The 15420-nt window shown below is 62.9% G+C and carries 16 protein-coding genes; 10 read left to right on the top strand and 6 right to left on the bottom strand.

Annotated elements, in window-relative coordinates; translation table 11 throughout:
- Positions 1 to 34 precede the first annotated feature (34 nt).
- The gene (gene trmA, locus ACIOVF_RS13295) at positions 35 to 1120 is read right to left on the bottom strand and encodes a tRNA (uridine(54)-C5)-methyltransferase TrmA (RefSeq protein WP_045195878.1); all 1086 of its coding nucleotides are present in this window, start codon (positions 1118 to 1120) and stop codon (positions 35 to 37) included.
- Positions 1117 to 2412, bottom strand: coding sequence for an NCS2 family permease (locus ACIOVF_RS13290; protein WP_045195880.1), 1296 nt, complete (start codon positions 2410 to 2412; stop codon positions 1117 to 1119). Before ACIOVF_RS13290 ends, trmA begins: the two co-directional genes overlap by 4 nt.
- Positions 2413 to 2620: 208 nt before the next feature.
- Between ACIOVF_RS13290 and ACIOVF_RS13285 the strand changes: the two genes are divergently transcribed.
- Positions 2621 to 3100: an N-acetyltransferase gene (locus tag ACIOVF_RS13285; RefSeq protein WP_045195883.1), complete on the top strand. Its 480-nt coding sequence runs from the start codon at positions 2621 to 2623 to the stop codon at positions 3098 to 3100.
- 39 nt (positions 3101 to 3139) lie between these two features.
- A complete protein-coding gene (locus ACIOVF_RS13280) occupies positions 3140 to 3688 on the top strand; it encodes a DJ-1 family glyoxalase III (protein ID WP_045195885.1) in 549 nt (182 codons plus the stop codon).
- Between the two features lie 32 nt (positions 3689 to 3720).
- Here ACIOVF_RS13280 and ACIOVF_RS13275 read toward each other — a convergent pair whose 3' ends face one another.
- Positions 3721 to 4938 carry an MFS transporter gene (locus tag ACIOVF_RS13275; RefSeq protein WP_045195887.1) on the bottom strand — a complete coding sequence of 406 codons (1218 nt, stop codon included), beginning with the start codon at positions 4936 to 4938 and terminating at the stop codon, positions 3721 to 3723.
- A 361-nt stretch (positions 4939 to 5299) separates the two neighbouring features.
- Between ACIOVF_RS13275 and ACIOVF_RS13270 the strand changes: the two genes are divergently transcribed.
- Genes ACIOVF_RS13270 through ACIOVF_RS13260 form a run of 3 tightly spaced genes read left to right on the top strand, consistent with a single transcriptional unit; the run spans position 5300 to position 7918 of the window.
- Positions 5300 to 6739 carry a cytochrome ubiquinol oxidase subunit I gene (locus ACIOVF_RS13270; protein WP_045195889.1) on the top strand — a complete coding sequence of 480 codons (1440 nt, stop codon included), beginning with the start codon at positions 5300 to 5302 and terminating at the stop codon, positions 6737 to 6739.
- A gap of 3 nt (positions 6740 to 6742) precedes the next feature.
- Positions 6743 to 7750, top strand: coding sequence for a cytochrome d ubiquinol oxidase subunit II (gene cydB / locus ACIOVF_RS13265; RefSeq protein ID WP_045195891.1), 1008 nt, complete (start codon positions 6743 to 6745; stop codon positions 7748 to 7750).
- Between the two features lie 12 nt (positions 7751 to 7762).
- Positions 7763 to 7918, top strand: a complete 156-nt coding sequence (locus ACIOVF_RS13260; protein ID WP_045195893.1) for a DUF2474 domain-containing protein — start codon at positions 7763 to 7765, stop codon at positions 7916 to 7918.
- Between the two features lie 169 nt (positions 7919 to 8087).
- Here ACIOVF_RS13260 and ACIOVF_RS13255 read toward each other — a convergent pair whose 3' ends face one another.
- Both ACIOVF_RS13255 and ACIOVF_RS13250 read right to left on the bottom strand, forming a co-directional pair.
- Entirely contained in the window at positions 8088 to 9212 is a 1125-nt protein-coding gene (locus tag ACIOVF_RS13255) for a methyltransferase (RefSeq protein ID WP_401289898.1), read from the bottom strand.
- A 94-nt stretch (positions 9213 to 9306) separates the two neighbouring features.
- Positions 9307 to 10011 carry an autoinducer binding domain-containing protein gene (locus ACIOVF_RS13250; RefSeq protein ID WP_401289896.1) on the bottom strand — a complete coding sequence of 235 codons (705 nt, stop codon included), beginning with the start codon at positions 10009 to 10011 and terminating at the stop codon, positions 9307 to 9309.
- Between the two features lie 352 nt (positions 10012 to 10363).
- Here ACIOVF_RS13250 and ACIOVF_RS13245 point away from each other — a divergent pair, with 352 nt between their 5' ends.
- Positions 10364 to 11140: a ferredoxin--NADP reductase gene (locus ACIOVF_RS13245; RefSeq protein ID WP_195885645.1), complete on the top strand. Its 777-nt coding sequence runs from the start codon at positions 10364 to 10366 to the stop codon at positions 11138 to 11140.
- A gap of 48 nt (positions 11141 to 11188) precedes the next feature.
- Here the strand turns inward: ACIOVF_RS13245 and mscL are convergent, their stop codons facing one another.
- Complete coding sequence (mscL, locus tag ACIOVF_RS13240) at positions 11189 to 11602, bottom strand: large-conductance mechanosensitive channel protein MscL (RefSeq protein ID WP_093387855.1); 414 nt, start codon at positions 11600 to 11602, stop codon at positions 11189 to 11191.
- A gap of 175 nt (positions 11603 to 11777) precedes the next feature.
- Here mscL and radA point away from each other — a divergent pair, with 175 nt between their 5' ends.
- The 4 genes from radA (at position 11778) to ACIOVF_RS13220 (ending at position 15355) form a co-directional block, all read left to right on the top strand.
- Positions 11778 to 13145 carry a DNA repair protein RadA gene (gene radA / locus ACIOVF_RS13235; protein WP_045195900.1) on the top strand — a complete coding sequence of 456 codons (1368 nt, stop codon included), beginning with the start codon at positions 11778 to 11780 and terminating at the stop codon, positions 13143 to 13145.
- A gap of 105 nt (positions 13146 to 13250) precedes the next feature.
- Positions 13251 to 13754 (top strand): RNA polymerase sigma factor, encoded by a 504-nt coding sequence (locus tag ACIOVF_RS13230; RefSeq protein WP_401289891.1) that lies wholly within the window; start codon positions 13251 to 13253, stop codon positions 13752 to 13754.
- 68 nt (positions 13755 to 13822) lie between these two features.
- The gene (locus tag ACIOVF_RS13225) at positions 13823 to 14821 is read left to right on the top strand and encodes a FecR family protein (RefSeq protein WP_401289888.1); all 999 of its coding nucleotides are present in this window, start codon (positions 13823 to 13825) and stop codon (positions 14819 to 14821) included.
- 75 nt (positions 14822 to 14896) lie between these two features.
- Positions 14897 to 15355 carry a hypothetical protein gene (locus ACIOVF_RS13220; RefSeq protein WP_143013313.1) on the top strand — a complete coding sequence of 153 codons (459 nt, stop codon included), beginning with the start codon at positions 14897 to 14899 and terminating at the stop codon, positions 15353 to 15355.
- Positions 15356 to 15420 lie beyond the last annotated feature (65 nt).

Genomic DNA, 15420 nt, shown 5'->3' with positions numbered 1-15420 from the left:
GCTCCTGTAGGAGCGGGCTTGACCCGCGATAGCTTCAACGGCGAACCAGCAACACCCCGCTCTCCATGTGATGGGTATACGGGAACTGGTCAAACAACGCACAGCGCTCGATGCGATGGGTGTCGTGCAACTGGGCGATGTTGGCCGCCAGGGTTTGCGGGTTGCAGGAGATGTACAGGATATTGTCGAAGCGCCGGGTCAGCTCGCAGGTATCCGGGTCCATGCCGGCGCGCGGCGGGTCGACGAACACGCTGGCGAACTGGTAGCTCTTGAGGTCAATGCCTTCGAGGCGGCGGAACGGTCGCACTTCGTTCAACGCTTCGGTCAGCTCTTCAGCTGACAGACGCACCAGGCGCACGTTATCCACAGCGTTATCGTCGAGGTTGTGCAGGGCGGCATTGACCGAGGTCTTGCTGATCTCGGTGGCCAGTACCTTGCGCACCCGGGTGGCCAGCGGCAGGGTGAAGTTGCCGTTGCCGCAGTACAGCTCGAGCAGATCATCCTGGCGCTCGCCCAGGGCTTCATAGGCCCAGTTGAGCATCTTCTGGTTGACCGCGCCGTTGGGCTGGGTGAAGGCGCCTTCAGGCTGGCGGTAGCGGAAGGTGCGCCCGGCAATCTGTAGCTCTTCGACCGCGTAATCGCGGCCGATCACCACGCGCTTGCCCTTGGAGCGGCCGATGATGCTCACGCCCAGGTCGCTGGCCAGTTGCTGCGCGGCGCGCTCCCAGTGCTCGTCCAGCGGACGGTGATAGCACAGGGTGATCATTGCATCGCCTGCCAGGGTGGTGAGGAACTCCACCTGGAACAGCTTGAAGCTCAACGCCGAGCTGGCTTGCCAGGCGGCCTTGAGCCGTGGCATCAGGTCGTTGATTTGCAGACTGGCAATCGGGAAGTCTTCAATCAGAATCGGCGTGTGTTTCTCGCCCGGGGCGAACATCGCGTAGAAGCGCTGCTCGTTTTCGCGCCACAGGCGGAACTCGGCGCGCAGGCGATAGTGCTCGCGCGGCGAGTCGAATACCGCAGGCTCGGGCGCCGCGAACGGCGCCAGCAGCTCGCGCAGGCGCGCGACCTTGGCGTCGAGCTGCTGGGTGTAGGTCGAAGGGTCGAAGACAGCACTCATGCGTTGAACCAGCCCAGTTTGATGACGAACAGGACCGAGAGGATCACCAGTGCCGCGTTGAGGTCACGGGCGCGGCCGGAAAGCAGCTTGATCGCGGTCCAGGCAATGAAACCGAAGGCGATGCCGTTGGCGATCGAGTAGGTCAGCGGCATGGCCAGGGCAGTGACCACCACCGGCGCGGCTTCGGTAATGTCGTCCCAGTTTATTTCAGCCAGGCCCGAAGCCATCAACACGGCGACGAACAACAGCGCCGGTGCCGTGGCGAAGGCTGGCACGCTGCCGGCCAGCGGTGCGAAGAACAGCGCCAGCAGGAACAGAATGGCTACCACGATGGCGGTCAGGCCGGTGCGGCCACCGGCGCTGACGCCGGCTGCAGATTCGATGTAGCTGGTGGTGGTCGAGGTACCCAGCAGGGAACCGGCCATCGCCGCGGTGCTGTCGGCGATCAGCGCCCGGCCCATTTTCGGCATGTGGCCGTCCTTGCGCATCAGGCCGGCGCGCTTGGCGACGCCGATCAGGGTGCCGGAGTTGTCGAACAGGTCGACGAACAGGAAGGCGAAAATCACGCTGATCAGGCCGACGTCCAGCGCGCCCTTGATGTCCAGCTGCAGGAAGGTCGGCGCCAGCGACGGCGGCATCGACACCACGCCGTTGAATGGAGTCACGCCCAGGGCGATCGAGGCCACGGTCACCGCCAGGATGCCGATCAGCACCGCGCCGCGGACCTTCATGGCCTCCAGCGCGACGATCAGGAAGAAGCCCAGGGTGGCGAGGATCGGCGCCGGTTTCTTGAGGTCACCGAGGCCCACCAGGGTGGCCTGGTTATCGACGACGATGCCGGCGTTATGCAGGGCGATCAGCGCCAGGAACAGGCCAATACCGGCGGCAATTGCCGAACGCAGCGGCAACGGGATGCTGTTGACGATCCATTCGCGGATGCGAAAGATCGACAGCAGGAAGAAGCACACCGCCGAGATGAACACCGCGCCCAAGGCCACCTGCCAGGTGTGGCCCATGTGCAGGACCACGGTGTAGGTGAAGAAGGCGTTCAGGCCCATGCCCGGTGCCAGGGCGATCGGGTAGTTGGCGATCAGGCCCATGGTGGTCGAGCCGATGGCCGCTGCCAGGCAGGTGGCGACGAACAGCGCGCCCTTGTCCATGCCGGTCTCGCCGAGAATGCTCGGGTTGACGAACAGGATGTAGGCCATGGCCAGGAAGGTGGTCACGCCCGCGAGAATCTCGGTGCGGACATTGGTGTCGTGTGCTTTTAGTTGAAACAGCCTTTCCAGCATGCCTGCTCCCCGTGGCGCTCCCGGCGCCGTGAATGTATCGACCCAGTTAGCAAAGCACAGACTGTACCGGGAGACTGTGGTTTTTCCCTGGGTCGGAAAAAAGCCGCGCATCATACCAGCATGCTCGGGCAGCGGTAATTAATGTCGCGATACACTGCAGATATCTGCAGGTTCTGCGCCGTTCCCCCCATCCCGAGTTGACCATGCTGTGCACTTGACCGACTACCGCGACCTTAACCCGGCCCAGCGCGAGCAACTGCTTGACATCCAGGTGCGGCCTGAGCAACTGCGCTTTGCCGGTGATATGGCTAGCGCCTTGTACACCCTGCAAAGTGGCAACAGTCCCGACCGGCGTGGCGTGGCGCTGCTGCTGGACAACCTGCCGCGGGCCTTCTTGCTGCTTCAGCGCGGGGTGTTCCTGGCGCCCTGGGCCCGGGCCGATGCGGCGACGATCAATGCCTTGCAAGTCGATCAGCGCTTGCAGGGCCAGGGCCTGGGGCGATTTTTCATGCAGGCGTTGCCGGGCCTGGTGTGCGAGGCGTGGCCCGAGGTGCGTTGCCTGCAGCTTTCTGTAGACCGGGACAACCACGCCGCCCTGGCGCTGTACCTGGCCAGCGGCTGGGTCGACAGCGGCGACGGCTACCGCGCACGCCAGGGCCACGAGCGTCAACTGACCCTGTTGCTGTGAGCGACTAAGCTTGTGGGATACCCCGGCGGAGAGCAGTTGATGACCCACAGAGCCCTGATCGTAGTCGCCGAAGGCGTGGATGACCTGCAGAGCGTGACCCTGATCGACGTGCTGCGCCGCGCCGAGATCGAAGTGGTGGTGGCCAGTATCGAAGGCCGGCGGATGCTCACCTGTGCCCGCGGCACGCGCTTGACCGCCGACGGCATGCTGGTCGACCTGCTGGCCCAGCCGTTCGACCTGATGGTCTTGCCCGGGGGCGAAAAAGGCGCACAGCACATGGCCGCGCACCAACCACTGGCGCAGCAGGTCAAGGATCAGGCCAGGGCCGGCAAGTTTTTTGCCGCGATCGGCGAAGCGCCGTTGGCGCTGCAGGCCTATGGTGTGTTGCGCCAGCGACGCATGACCTGTGACCCGGCTGTCAGCCAGGGGTTGTCCGGGTGCAGCTTTGTCGATCAGCCGGTGGTGGTGGACGGTAATTGCATCACCGCCCAGGGGTCGGCGGCGGCGCTGGAATTTGCCTTGGTGTTGGTCGAGCAACTGGCGGGCAGGGTGCTGCGCAAGCGGGTGGCGGCTGAGCTGCGGGTGTGACTATCGCGGGGCAAGCCCGCTCCCACAGGCCCTCACTGCTTATGCATATGATCGCGCCCAGCCAGGGTCGGAAACAGCTTGATCCACACCCCGGTCACCAGCAGCGTGCCGACCCCGCCCAGCACTACCGCCGGTACCGTGCCGAACCAGTGCGCAGTCACTCCTGACTCGAACTCACCGAGCTGGTTCGAGGCGCCGATGAACAGCCCGTTCACCGCGCTGACCCGGCCGCGCATTTCATCCGGTGTTTCCAGCTGCACGAAGGCACCGCGTATTACCATGCTGATCATGTCGGCGGCGCCCAGCACCGCCAGCACGGCGAGGGAAAACCAGAACGAAGTGGACAGGCCAAAGGCAATGGTCGCCACCCCGAACACGCCGACAGCGGTAAACATCACCCGCCCGACCTTGCGCTCCACCGGAAAGCGCGCCAGCCACAGCGACATCAGCAGGGCGCCCACCGCCGGCGCCGAGCGCAGCAGGCCCAGGCCCCAGGGGCCGGTCAGCAGGATGTCCTTGGCAAACACCGGCAACAGCGCGGTGGCGCCGCCCAGCAGCACGGCGAACAGGTCCAGGGAGATCGCCCCGAGGATGTCCGGGCGGCTGCGGATAAAGCGAATGCCGGCCATCAGCGATTCGAGGCTGGCGCGGCCCTGGTTGCCTGGTTGCTGGCGCGACACCAGGCCCAGGGTCAACACGCAGGCAATCAGGTACAACGCTACCGTCGGCCCGTACACCCAGACGCTGCCAAAGGCATAGAGAAAACCGCCCACCGCCGGCGCGACGATGGTCGCCGCCTGCATCGCCGAGGCAGAAGCAGCCACGGCACGTGGAAACAGCTCGGAGGGCACCACATTGGGCAGCAGCGCCTGGGTCGCCGGCATTTCAAAGGAGCGTGCGCTACCGAGCAAGAACGCCAGCAGGAAGATCAGTTCGCGGCTGACGCTGTGGGTGCTGCTGGCGACCACCAGCACCAGGGCGATCATGGCCTGGGCACTCTGGCACAGGGCGGCGACCCGGCGCCGGTCATAGCGGTCGGCGACGTGTCCGGTGTGCAGCATGAACAGCACCCGCGGGGCGAATTCCACCAGGCCCACCAGGCCCAGGTCGAGGACATTGCCGGTCAATTGGTAGAGGTGCCAGCCGATCGCCACGGTAAGCATCTGAAAGCCGCTGGCGGTAAATACCCGGGCCAGCCAGAAGGCCAGGAAGGGACGGTGATGACGCAGCAGCAAAACGGGGTCTGACATCGGCGAAACAGAGCCTCGGCGCAGGGATCGACGCTGCAGGTTATCACCACTTTGTAACAGCAGGTTGCGAGGAATGGCACCTGTGTGCGGTAAACGCACTGTTTTGGGGCGCGGTAAAGGGGGTGAGACAACCGGTCACGCGGCAATCAACCACACAAGCGTACAGCCCGTTCAGGACTATCCTTTCAGGCATCCGTTGATCTGGATCAATTGTTTCATTTGCAACGGCATGGCCAGACGGCCGAATTCCCTGCGATGTGATGTTTACAGAACAATTCCAACTTGCCGCACTCAACTACCGTGGGGGCAGTTGGCGCCAAGGCCACCGCCTGACGCCGGATTACCTGACAGAGGAAGCACTATGTTCGGATTAGAGGCTCTAGATCTCGCCCGAATTCAGTTCGCGTTTACCGTGTCCTTTCACATCCTGTTCCCGGCCATCACCATTGGCCTGGCGAGCTACCTGGCTGTTCTCGAAGGGCTGTGGCTGAAGAGCAACAACAGCGTCTACCGTGACCTTTACCATTTCTGGTCGAAAATCTTTGCCGTCAACTTCGGCATGGGGGTGGTCTCCGGCCTGGTCATGGCCTACCAGTTCGGCACCAACTGGAGCAAGTTCTCCGATTTCGCTGGCTCCGTCACCGGGCCGCTGCTCACTTACGAAGTTCTCACCGCCTTCTTCCTTGAAGCCGGTTTCCTTGGCGTCATGCTCTTTGGCTGGAACCGCGTGGGCCGTGGGCTGCACTTTTTCGCCACGGTCATGGTGGCCATCGGCACTTTGATCTCGACCTTCTGGATCCTCGCCTCCAACAGCTGGATGCAGACCCCCCAGGGCTACGAAATCGTCAACGGCGTAGTCGTGCCGGTGGACTGGTTCGCGGTGATCTTCAACCCGTCGTTCCCTTACCGCCTGGCGCACATGGCGACTGCCGCCTTTGTTGCTACAGCGTTCTTCGTCGGCGCCTCGGCCGCCTGGCACTTGCTGCGCGGCCGCGATAACCCGGCGATTCGCAAGATGCTTTCGATGGCCATGTGGATGGCCCTGATCGTCGCCCCGGTACAAGCGGTGATCGGCGACTTCCACGGCCTCAATACCCTCAAGCACCAGCCGGTGAAAATCGCTGCTATCGAAGGCCACTGGGAAAACAAGCCAGGCGAACCGACCCCGCTGATCCTCTTCGGTATCCCCGACATGGAAGCCGAGACCACCCGCTTCAAGGTGGAAATCCCGGCGCTGGGCAGCCTGATCCTGACCCACAGCCTGGACAAGCAAGTGCCGGCGATGAAGGAGTTTCCGAAAGAAGACCGGCCTAACTCGACCATCGTCTTCTGGTCGTTCCGGGTCATGGTCGGCCTTGGCATGCTGATGATCTTCGTCGGCCTCTGGAGCCTGTGGCTGCGCAAGAGCGACAAACTCTACAGCTCGCGGCCGTTCCTGTACCTGACCTTGTGGATGGGCCCCTCCGGCCTGATCGCGATCCTCGCCGGCTGGTTCACCACCGAGATCGGTCGCCAGCCCTGGGTGGTCTACGGCCTGATGCGCACCGCCGATGGCGCCTCGAACCACAGCTACGGCCAGCTCGGCCTGACCCTGGTGATGTTCGTGGTGGTCTACTTCGCGCTGTTCGGTACCGGCCTTGGCTACATGATGCGCCTGGTGCGCAAAGGGCCGAAAACCGGTGAAGGCGACGAGACCAACCCGGGTGGCCCCGGCCAGCAACGCACCCCGGCACGGCCGCTGTCTGCCGCCGATGACGATCATGACAATGGCGAGCACGCCAGCCTGAACAAGGGGAACTGAACCATGGGTGTTGATCTTCCGCTTATCTGGGCCATCATCATCATCTTCGGCATCATGATGTATGTGGTCATGGACGGCTTTGACCTTGGCATCGGCATCCTCTTCCCGTTCGTCAAGGGCGAGCAAGACCGCGATGTGATGATGAACACTGTCGCCCCGGTCTGGGACGGTAACGAAACCTGGCTGGTGCTCGGTGGCGCGGCGCTGTTCGGCGCCTTCCCGCTGGCCTACGCCGTGGTGCTTTCAGCGCTGTACCTGCCGTTGATGCTGATGCTGATCGGGCTGATCTTTCGCGGCGTGGCCTTCGAGTTCCGCTTCAAGGCCACTGCAGCCAAGCGTCACCTGTGGGACAAGGCCTTCATCGGCGGCTCGCTGGCGGCTACCTTCTTCCAGGGCGTGGCCCTGGGCGCCTTCATCGAAGGCTTTGAGGTGGTCGATCGCAGCTACGCTGGCGGCAGCCTCGACTGGCTGACCCCGTTCAGCCTGTTCTGCGGCCTGGGCCTGATCGTTGCCTACGCCTTGCTCGGCTGCACCTGGCTGATCATGAAGACCGAAGGCAAGCTGCAACTGCAGATGCACGACCTGGCGCGGCCGCTGGCCCTGGTGCTGCTGGCGGTGACCGGCATCGTCAGTATCTGGACGCCGCTGGCCCACCCGGACATTGCCGAGCGCTGGTTCAGCCTGCCCAACCTGTTCTGGTTCCTGCCGGTACCGATCCTGGTCCTGGTAACCCTTTACGGTTTGCTCCGGGCGGTGGCGCGTAACGCACACTACACCCCGTTCCTGCTGACCCTGGTGTTGATCTTCCTCGGCTACAGCGGCCTGGGCATCAGCTTGTGGCCGAACATCATCCCGCCGTCGATCTCGATCTGGGACGCTGCCGCGCCGCCGCAAAGCCAGGGCTTCATGCTGGTCGGGACCTTGTTCATCATCCCGTTCATCCTCGGTTACACCTTCTGGAGCTATTACGTGTTCCGCGGCAAGGTGACCCACGAAGATGGCTACCACTAGGGGAGCATGGCAATGACTGGCAAAGGCACGATGGACGAAGAGAAGAAACCGCTCTGGCAGCGCCTGGGCTGGTTGGTAGCGATCTGGGTCGGCAGCGTGGTGAGCCTGGCCCTGGTCGCCTGGCTGATGCGCCTGTTCATGAGTGCGGCTGGATTGAGCACGCACTAGTACGATATTTCCCATCCCGCCTTGCGGCGGATTTACAGCCCTTCGCAGCGTCAGCTGCGGAGGGTTTTTTTAGGGCCTCATCGCTGGCAAGCCAGCTCCCACATGGCCAGTGGACACCGGTCTATTGTGGGAGCTGGCTTGCCAGCGATGCAGGCGACGCAGTGCTGGTTTACTTTCGCGCCTTGAGCACCACGAACTTGGGCGTTGCCGCCACCTGTTCGACCCCACGGAACAAGCGCGCCAGCTTGCTGTGATAACCCAGGTGACGATTGCCGACGATATACAGCGCACCACCGACCACCAGCGCCTCGCGCGCTTGCTGGAACATCCGCCAGGCGAGGAAGTCACCGACTACCTGCTGTTGATGGAACGGCGGATTGCACAGCACCACATCCAGCGACTGCGCTGGCTGCCCGGCCAGGCCGTCGTCGGCGCGCACCATGACTTCACGCGGGCCCAACGCCGCCTGCCAGTTTTCCAGTGCCGACTGCACGGCCATGTATGACTCGTCGACCAGGGTGTACTGCGCCTGCGGGTTGGCCAGGGCGCTGGCGATGGCCAGCACGCCATTGCCGCAACCGAGGTCCGCGACACGTGCATCGCCGAGGTCCTTGGGCAGGTGCGGCAGGAACGCCCGGGTGCCGATGTCCAGGCCTTCGCGGCAGAACACGTTGGCGTGGTTGAGCAGCACCAGGGGGGGCGCGTCGAGTTGGTAGCGGGTCGGGTAGGGCGAAACGAACGCCGGCTTCGGCTCGAAGGTAGCAATCAGCAGCCGGGCCTTTTTCTGCGCCAGCGATGCCTGCACCGGGCCGATGTATTTCTCCAGCAAATCGCCAGCAGCCCGTGGCAGGTGCTTGATCATGGCCCCGGCAACAACCTGGGCACCGGGCGCCAGTTGGCCTTGCAGGCGAATCAGTTGCTCTTCGAGCAGGGCAAGAGTCTTTGGCACGCGTACCAGTACCCGGTCGAACGGGCCTTGCCAGGTGCTACTGGCCGCCACGAACGGCACCGCGTCGAAGGCCAGGCCATTGCGCACCAGGTTCTTTTCCAGGGCCAGATGCGCCAGGTGCGAATCGCCGCTGCTGAGCACCGAGACATGCGGCGCCAGGCTGATGGCCAGGGCGCCGAAACTGTCGTTGAGCACCAAAACCCGGCTGGTCGCGGTAGGTGCCTGTTCGGCCAGGTGCTCCAGCAGGTACTCGTCGGCAGCATCGAAGGCTTGCAGGGGATCGTTGGCTTGTTCGGGCTGGCGAAGCAGGTCGAGTTCGGCGAAGGGGCTGGTCAGCAGGGGCATGGTGTAAGGCTCTGGGGCATTGATGTGCGTGCGCGCGGCGCGCTCTACAGGGCCGTGATTCTACCGTGCTTTGCGAAGGTACGGGGGCGTTGGCTCAGATCAGGCCACGCATCGCCGCAATGGCGATTGCGCCGGCTTTGTTGCTGGCGTTGGTTTTGTTGATGATGCTGCGGATGTGAAAGTTCACCGTGCTCTGTGACAGCGAAAGGATGCAGGCGATGTCGGCGGCGGTCTTGCCGGCGGCCGACCATTTGAGCACTTCGGTTTCCCGCTCCGAAAGGTTGTACGCCGGGGTTGCTTGCCCGGGTTGGCGGTCAATCATCAGCGTGTGCAGCAGGTTGCACAGCCAGATGGTCTGGCCGGCCTTGTCATAGAGTTCGTCTAGATTGATTGCGCCCTGGCTGCGGGCGATGCTGAGGATGCTTTCGTTGTGACGCATGTCGTGGGCCGACTGGCTCCAGCCGTGGTGCAAGCCGAAGGATTTTGCCTCTTCGCGAAATTCAGGTGTCTCTCGGAACACATCATCGCACCACAGCAACGGCATCAGGGAGTGGTGGCAATGGGCGACGGTGGGATCGATGTCCACGTAGTTGCAACGTTGGTAGCGTTCGTTCCAGACGTCGGGATAGTTGTTGAAGAATCGCATTTGCGGCGCGAAAGTGGCGATCTGCACGCGCATGCCGAAACACAGGTACTCCATGTCCAGTTGCTGGGCCAGGGAAACCGCCAGGTCAAACATCCGTTGTTCGTTGGTTTCGGCTAGCAACTGCTCGAGTTGCTGTTCTTTCCAATGCGGCATGATGGGGATCTCAATGGGGTGGATCCAAGATCTGGCGAGGTGCAACGTAGTGTAGGAAATGTCCCACGGTTTTGTTGGGTTTTTTGGCTATAGAAATGTGAACATTTTGGCAGGGCTGTTCTTTGCCAGTTACGAATGAAAAACTTGATATCTTTTTGATGTTGCAAAGCCACTATCGAGTAGATGAACACCCTGTTTTTTGAGTGCAGGAAGTGACTGTGTGCCACTATCTAAATGTAATAATTTATTTCGAATCCATTCTTCTCAACGACGGCGGATGCCACTACAAACCAACGGTGTTTATCCCTCGGCGTTTGCGCGACACTGGGGCATCTGTTTTTTGGAGCAAGCCATGACTGCCAGTGCTGAAAAGTTCACCCGCCAGACGCTGCTCGACGTCCAGCCGCTGACCCCCAGCCTGTTCAGCCTGCGGACCAGCCGCGACCAGGGCTTTCGTTTTCGTGCCGGGCAGTTCGCCCGTCTTGGGGTGACCAAGGCAGACGGTAGTGTGGTCTGGCGCGCCTATTCGATGGTGTCCTCACCGTTCGACGAGCATCTGGATTTCTTTTCCATCGTAGTGCCGGGCGGCGAATTCACCAGTGAGCTGAGCCGCCTGGGCGCCGGCGACAGCCTGCTGATCGATCGCCAGGCCTTCGGTTACCTGACCCTCGACCGCTTCGTTGATGGCCGCGACCTCTGGCTGCTGGCGACCGGCACCGGTATCGCGCCATTCCTGTCGATCCTCCAGGACTTCGAAGTGTGGGAGCGATTCGAGTCGATCAAACTGGTTTATTCGGTGCGTGAGGCCCGCGAGCTGGCCTACCTGGATTTGATCGCCGGCCTGGAGCAGCGCGACTACCTGGCCGAGTACGCCGGCAAGTTGCAGTTCATCCCGATCGTCACCCGCGAGCGGCATCCGGGAGCGCTGAACCAGCGCATTACCACCCTGATCGAGAACGGCGAGCTTGAACGCGCGGCGGGCCTGGCGCTGACTCCGGAACATTCGCGGGTAATGCTCTGTGGCAACCCGCAGATGATCGACGACACCCGCAAAGTGCTCAAGCAGCGCGACATGAACCTCAGCCTCAGCCGCCGCCCCGGTCAGGTCGCGGTCGAGACCTACTGGTAAGCGCCAACAAAAACGGCGCCCGCAGGCGCCGTTTTTTTAGCCCTGGGTTCAGGGTTGCCGATTCTGCGACTTGAGCAGGTCGCGAATTTCGGTGAGCAGCTCTTCTTCTTTGGTCGGCACCGGCGGCAGGGTCGGCGCGGCGGCTTCTTCGCGTTTCAGGCGGTTGATGACCTTGACGCCCATGAAAATCGCGAAGGCGACGATGATGAAGTCGAGGATAGTCTGGATGAATTTGCCATAGGCCATCACCACCGCCGGTATGTCGCCTTCGGCGGCCTTGAGGGTGACCGCGAGGTCGCTGAAATCGACGCCGCCGATCAGCAAACCGATCGGTGGCATGATCACGTCACCTACAAAAGATGAAACGATTTTGCCAAAGGCGGCGCCGATAATGATACCGACGGCCATATCGACGACATTCCCTTTGACCGCGAAGGCCTTGAATTCATTGAGCACGCCCATGGTTTATTCCTTGTAACAGATGAGTTGGGTAAACGCAGTGTAATTCAGCTATGCGCTTCATGCTCCGCGCTGCTGCAACAGACTGCGGTTATACCGAATAGTTTTGTCGTTTTCTCTGCCCGCCGGGGCGTCCGAGGTCGGCTATGATGGTGCCTTTTTCCAGAGGACCGTCCCCATGGCCAAGGCCAAGCGCATGTACGGCTGCACCGAGTGCGGCGCGACCTTTCCGAAATGGGCCGGGCAATGCGCTGAATGCGGTGCCTGGAACACCCTGGTCGAGACCGTGCTCGAGAGTGGCGCGGCCGCAGCACCGAGCGGGCGCACCGGCTGGGCCGGGCAGCAGGCGCAGATCAAGACCCTGGCCGAAGTCAGTGTCGAGGAAATCCCGCGCTTCACTACCGCCAGTGCCGAACTCGACCGGGTACTCGGCGGCGGCCTGGTCGACGGTTCGGTGGTGCTGATCGGTGGTGATCCGGGCATCGGCAAGTCGACCATCCTCCTGCAGACCCTGTGCAACATCGCTACGCGCATGCCGGCGCTGTACGTCACCGGCGAAGAGTCCCAGCAGCAGGTGGCGATGCGCGCCCGGCGCCTGGGCCTGCCCCAGGACAAGCTGCGGGTGATGACCGAAACCTGTATCGAGACCATCATCGCCACCGCCCGGCTGGAGAAGCCCAAGGTGATGGTCATCGACTCGATCCAGACCATCTTCACCGAGCAGTTGCAGTCGGCGCCTGGCGGTGTTTCCCAGGTGCGCGAAAGCGCAGCCTTGCTGGTGCGTTATGCCAAGCAGAGCGGCACGGCGATCTTCCTCGTCGGTCACGTGACCAAGGAAGGCGCGCTGGCCGGGCCACGGGTGCTCGAGCACATGGTCGATACCGTGCTGTATTTCGAGGGCGAATCCGACGGCCGCTTGCGTTTGCTGCGCGCGGTGAAAAACCGTTTTGGCGCGGTCAACGAGCTGGGCGTGTTCGGCATGACCGACCGTGGCCTGAAGGAAGTCTCCAACCCATCGGCGATCTTTCTTACGCGTGCCCAGGAAGAAGTACCGGGCAGCGTGGTCATGGCCACCTGGGAAGGTACCCGGCCGATGCTGGTGGAGGTTCAGGCCCTGGTCGATGACAGCCACCTGTCCAACCCGCGGCGGGTCACCCTGGGCCTGGACCAGAACCGCCTGGCCATGCTGCTGGCGGTGCTGCATCGCCATGGCGGCATTCCTACCCATGACCAGGACGTGTTCCTCAACGTGGTCGGCGGGGTCAAGGTGCTGGAGACGGCCTCCGACCTGGCGCTGATGGCGGCGATCATGTCCAGCCTGCGCAACCGCCCGCTGGACAACGGCCTGCTGGTGTTTGGCGAGGTTGGCTTGTCTGGCGAAGTGCGCCCGGTGCCGAGCGGCCAGGAGCGTTTGAAGGAAGCGGCCAAGCATGGCTTCAAGCGCGCCATCGTGCCCAAGGGCAACGCCCCGAAGGAAGCGCCGCCTGGGCTGCAGGTGATTGCCGTGACCCGACTTGAACAGGCGCTGGACGCGCTGTTCGAGTGATCTTCGCGTCCCGGCACGTGCAAGGCGTGTCGGGGTGAAGTTGCAACTGATTCTCACTAACGAGTAGCATACCGCCTTCTTTCCGGCCATCCACAGGGAGTTCGCGTGGCGGAGTCCGACTTGAAGCGGCTGTTCCTCAAGCACGCGAAAACCTTGCAGGGGTTGCTGACGCGCAAGGTGCGTGACCCGCAGCTGGCTGCCGACCTGGTGCAGGAAAGTTTCCTGCGCCTGGCCGAGCAACAGGGCCGCGAACGAATCGACAACACCCCGGCCTACCTGTATCGCACCGCGCACAACCTGATGATCGATCATGTGCGCCAGCAGCAACGGCGAAAGACCGATTCGGTGCCCCACGAAGCACTGGAAACCATCGTCGAAGACAGCGCGGGCCTGGACGAAAACGCCGCCACCGAGCAGCACATGCGCCGCCTGCGCCGGGCCCTGGCCGACTTGCCGCCACGCACCCAGGAAGTGTTTCGTCTGAACCGCCTTGAGGGCATGACCCACGCCGAGGTGGCGCGGGCGCTGGATATTTCCGACAGCTCGGTACAGAAGCATCTGGCCAAGGCCCTGGCCTATGTGATGCAGTGTCTGCAGGAACCAGGATGACGAACGGTTTACTGGGAAATGCGCCTTCAGACGTCAGCACTCACATAACCAGAATTCGAGAGAACCGTGTGACCAGCCAGAACTCGCCAGAGCAAGCCATTCGCGAGCAGGCCGCCGAGTGGGCGGTGCTGCGCTGCGCCGGCCCGTTGAACCCCGAGCAGACGCAGGCGCTGGCGCGCTGGCTGGCCTGTGATCCGCGCCATGCCCAGGCGCTGGATTTTGCCCAGGCGACCTGGGCTGATCTCGGCCGTCTTGGGCGCATGCACCAGTCCGCGCCAATGGCAGCCCCGGCGCTGGCTCGGCCACTGGCCGGGCGTCGGCGCCGTTCACGCCTGCGCTGGGCGCTGAGTACGGCGGCGCTGCTGGTGCTGGCGGTAGTGGGCGTGGAGCAGGCGCCGAGCCTGGCGCTGGCATTGCGCGCCGACTACACCACGGCCAAGGGTGAGGTTCGCCAGGTGACGCTGCCCGATGGCAGCCAGGTCGACCTCGACAGCCAGAGTGGCATCGAGCTGGCCTATAACGACAGTGAGCGCCGCGTGCGCCTGTTGGCCGGTGAAGCAGTGTTCACCGTTGCAGCGGTTTCTGGCGCTGAACAACGGCCCTTTGTGGTCGAGCGGGCAGGGGGCAGCAGTCGCGCCCTGGGCACGCGTTTCGTGGTGGGCCCCGAGCCTGACGGCGGCACCTGGGTCGGCATGCTCGAACACAGTGTCGCCGTGACCTTGCAGGCCACCCCGCACGCGGGCAGTTCCGAGCAGGTGCTCAAGGAAGGCCAAAGCCTGCGCTACGACGCCGCCCATGGCATTCGCCCATGGCCTGAGCAGGACGTGCGTCGCGCCAGCGCCTGGCAGCGCGGCGTGCTGGTGTTCGAGCGCGAACCGCTGGCCGAGGTGGCCGCACAGCTCAATCGCTATCGCAGCGGTCATGTGCTGATCAGCGACCAGGCCCTGGCCCGGCGTGAGGTCAGCGGCATGTTTCGCCTGGATAACCTCGATGCCGCGCTGGCCATGTTGACTGAAGAGCTCAAGGCCAGCCGCCTCGACCTGCCCGGGCTGACGCTGATCTATTGATCGCTGCGCCGGCGATTGTCGGTTGTGCTGTTTTCCACGAAACTGGCGTTTTGACAACGATCTCAAGGCAGGGATATGGCCAGTGGTTTTCTCGCGTGTGTTGCTTCATCCATCTGTGGCGCCTTGCTGCTCGGAGTGTCCAGCACTCACGTGCTGGCGGCCGACGACCTGGTGCAATTCGATCCCGCTACGTGCGAGTTCGGCGCAAAGCTTGAGCCGTACTACGACAAGGCCATCGCCAAACGTCAGGCGTTGCCTGCCCAGGCGCAGGAAGAGGAGGTGAGCTACCCGGTCGATCTGCCCTTCCACGGCATCAAGGTCACAGCGGTGTTCATCGGCTATGAATGGCACGGGATCTACTTCGATGCGCCGCCCGAGCAGGTGCGTTCGCTGTTTCGCCAACTGGGCTACCGCGTGGCCGAAGACGGTGACATGTCGGCCAGTGGTGATGAGGTCGCGGTCACCGCATCGATCATCGAAACCAGCGACAAGGCCCGCCAACAAGGGCTGTCGGCGCTCACCTGCGGCGTCTGAAACAAGCACCCTGAAATTCTTTTGAATTTTCGTTACTGACTTTTCCCGCGTTGCACGTCTGTTTG

The sequence above is a fragment of the Pseudomonas sp. NPDC087612 genome (assembly GCF_044743505.1).
Classification (GTDB): Bacteria; Pseudomonadota; Gammaproteobacteria; order Pseudomonadales; family Pseudomonadaceae; genus Aquipseudomonas.
This window is presented reverse-complemented; position numbering and strand designations above follow the sequence as displayed.

Excerpts from the sequence above, each read along its gene's own strand:
- trmA (WP_045195878.1), bottom strand. The coding sequence starts at position 1,120 with ATGAGTGCTGTCTTCGACCCTTCGACCTACACCCAGCAGCTCGACGCC.
- ACIOVF_RS13290 (WP_045195880.1), bottom strand. The coding sequence starts at position 2,412 with ATGCTGGAAAGGCTGTTTCAACTAAAAGCACACGACACCAATGTCCGC.
- ACIOVF_RS13280 (WP_045195885.1), top strand. The coding sequence starts at position 3,140 with ATGACCCACAGAGCCCTGATCGTAGTCGCCGAAGGCGTGGATGACCTG.
- ACIOVF_RS13275 (WP_045195887.1), bottom strand. The coding sequence starts at position 4,938 with ATGTCAGACCCCGTTTTGCTGCTGCGTCATCACCGTCCCTTCCTGGCC.
- ACIOVF_RS13270 (WP_045195889.1), top strand. The coding sequence starts at position 5,300 with ATGTTCGGATTAGAGGCTCTAGATCTCGCCCGAATTCAGTTCGCGTTT.
- cydB (WP_045195891.1), top strand. The coding sequence starts at position 6,743 with ATGGGTGTTGATCTTCCGCTTATCTGGGCCATCATCATCATCTTCGGC.
- ACIOVF_RS13260 (WP_045195893.1), top strand. The coding sequence starts at position 7,763 with ATGACTGGCAAAGGCACGATGGACGAAGAGAAGAAACCGCTCTGGCAG.
- ACIOVF_RS13255 (WP_401289898.1), bottom strand. The coding sequence starts at position 9,212 with ATGCCCCTGCTGACCAGCCCCTTCGCCGAACTCGACCTGCTTCGCCAG.
- ACIOVF_RS13250 (WP_401289896.1), bottom strand. The coding sequence starts at position 10,011 with ATGCCGCATTGGAAAGAACAGCAACTCGAGCAGTTGCTAGCCGAAACC.
- ACIOVF_RS13245 (WP_195885645.1), top strand. The coding sequence starts at position 10,364 with ATGACTGCCAGTGCTGAAAAGTTCACCCGCCAGACGCTGCTCGACGTC.
- mscL (WP_093387855.1), bottom strand. The coding sequence starts at position 11,602 with ATGGGCGTGCTCAATGAATTCAAGGCCTTCGCGGTCAAAGGGAATGTC.
- radA (WP_045195900.1), top strand. The coding sequence starts at position 11,778 with ATGGCCAAGGCCAAGCGCATGTACGGCTGCACCGAGTGCGGCGCGACC.
- ACIOVF_RS13220 (WP_143013313.1), top strand. The coding sequence starts at position 14,897 with ATGGCCAGTGGTTTTCTCGCGTGTGTTGCTTCATCCATCTGTGGCGCC.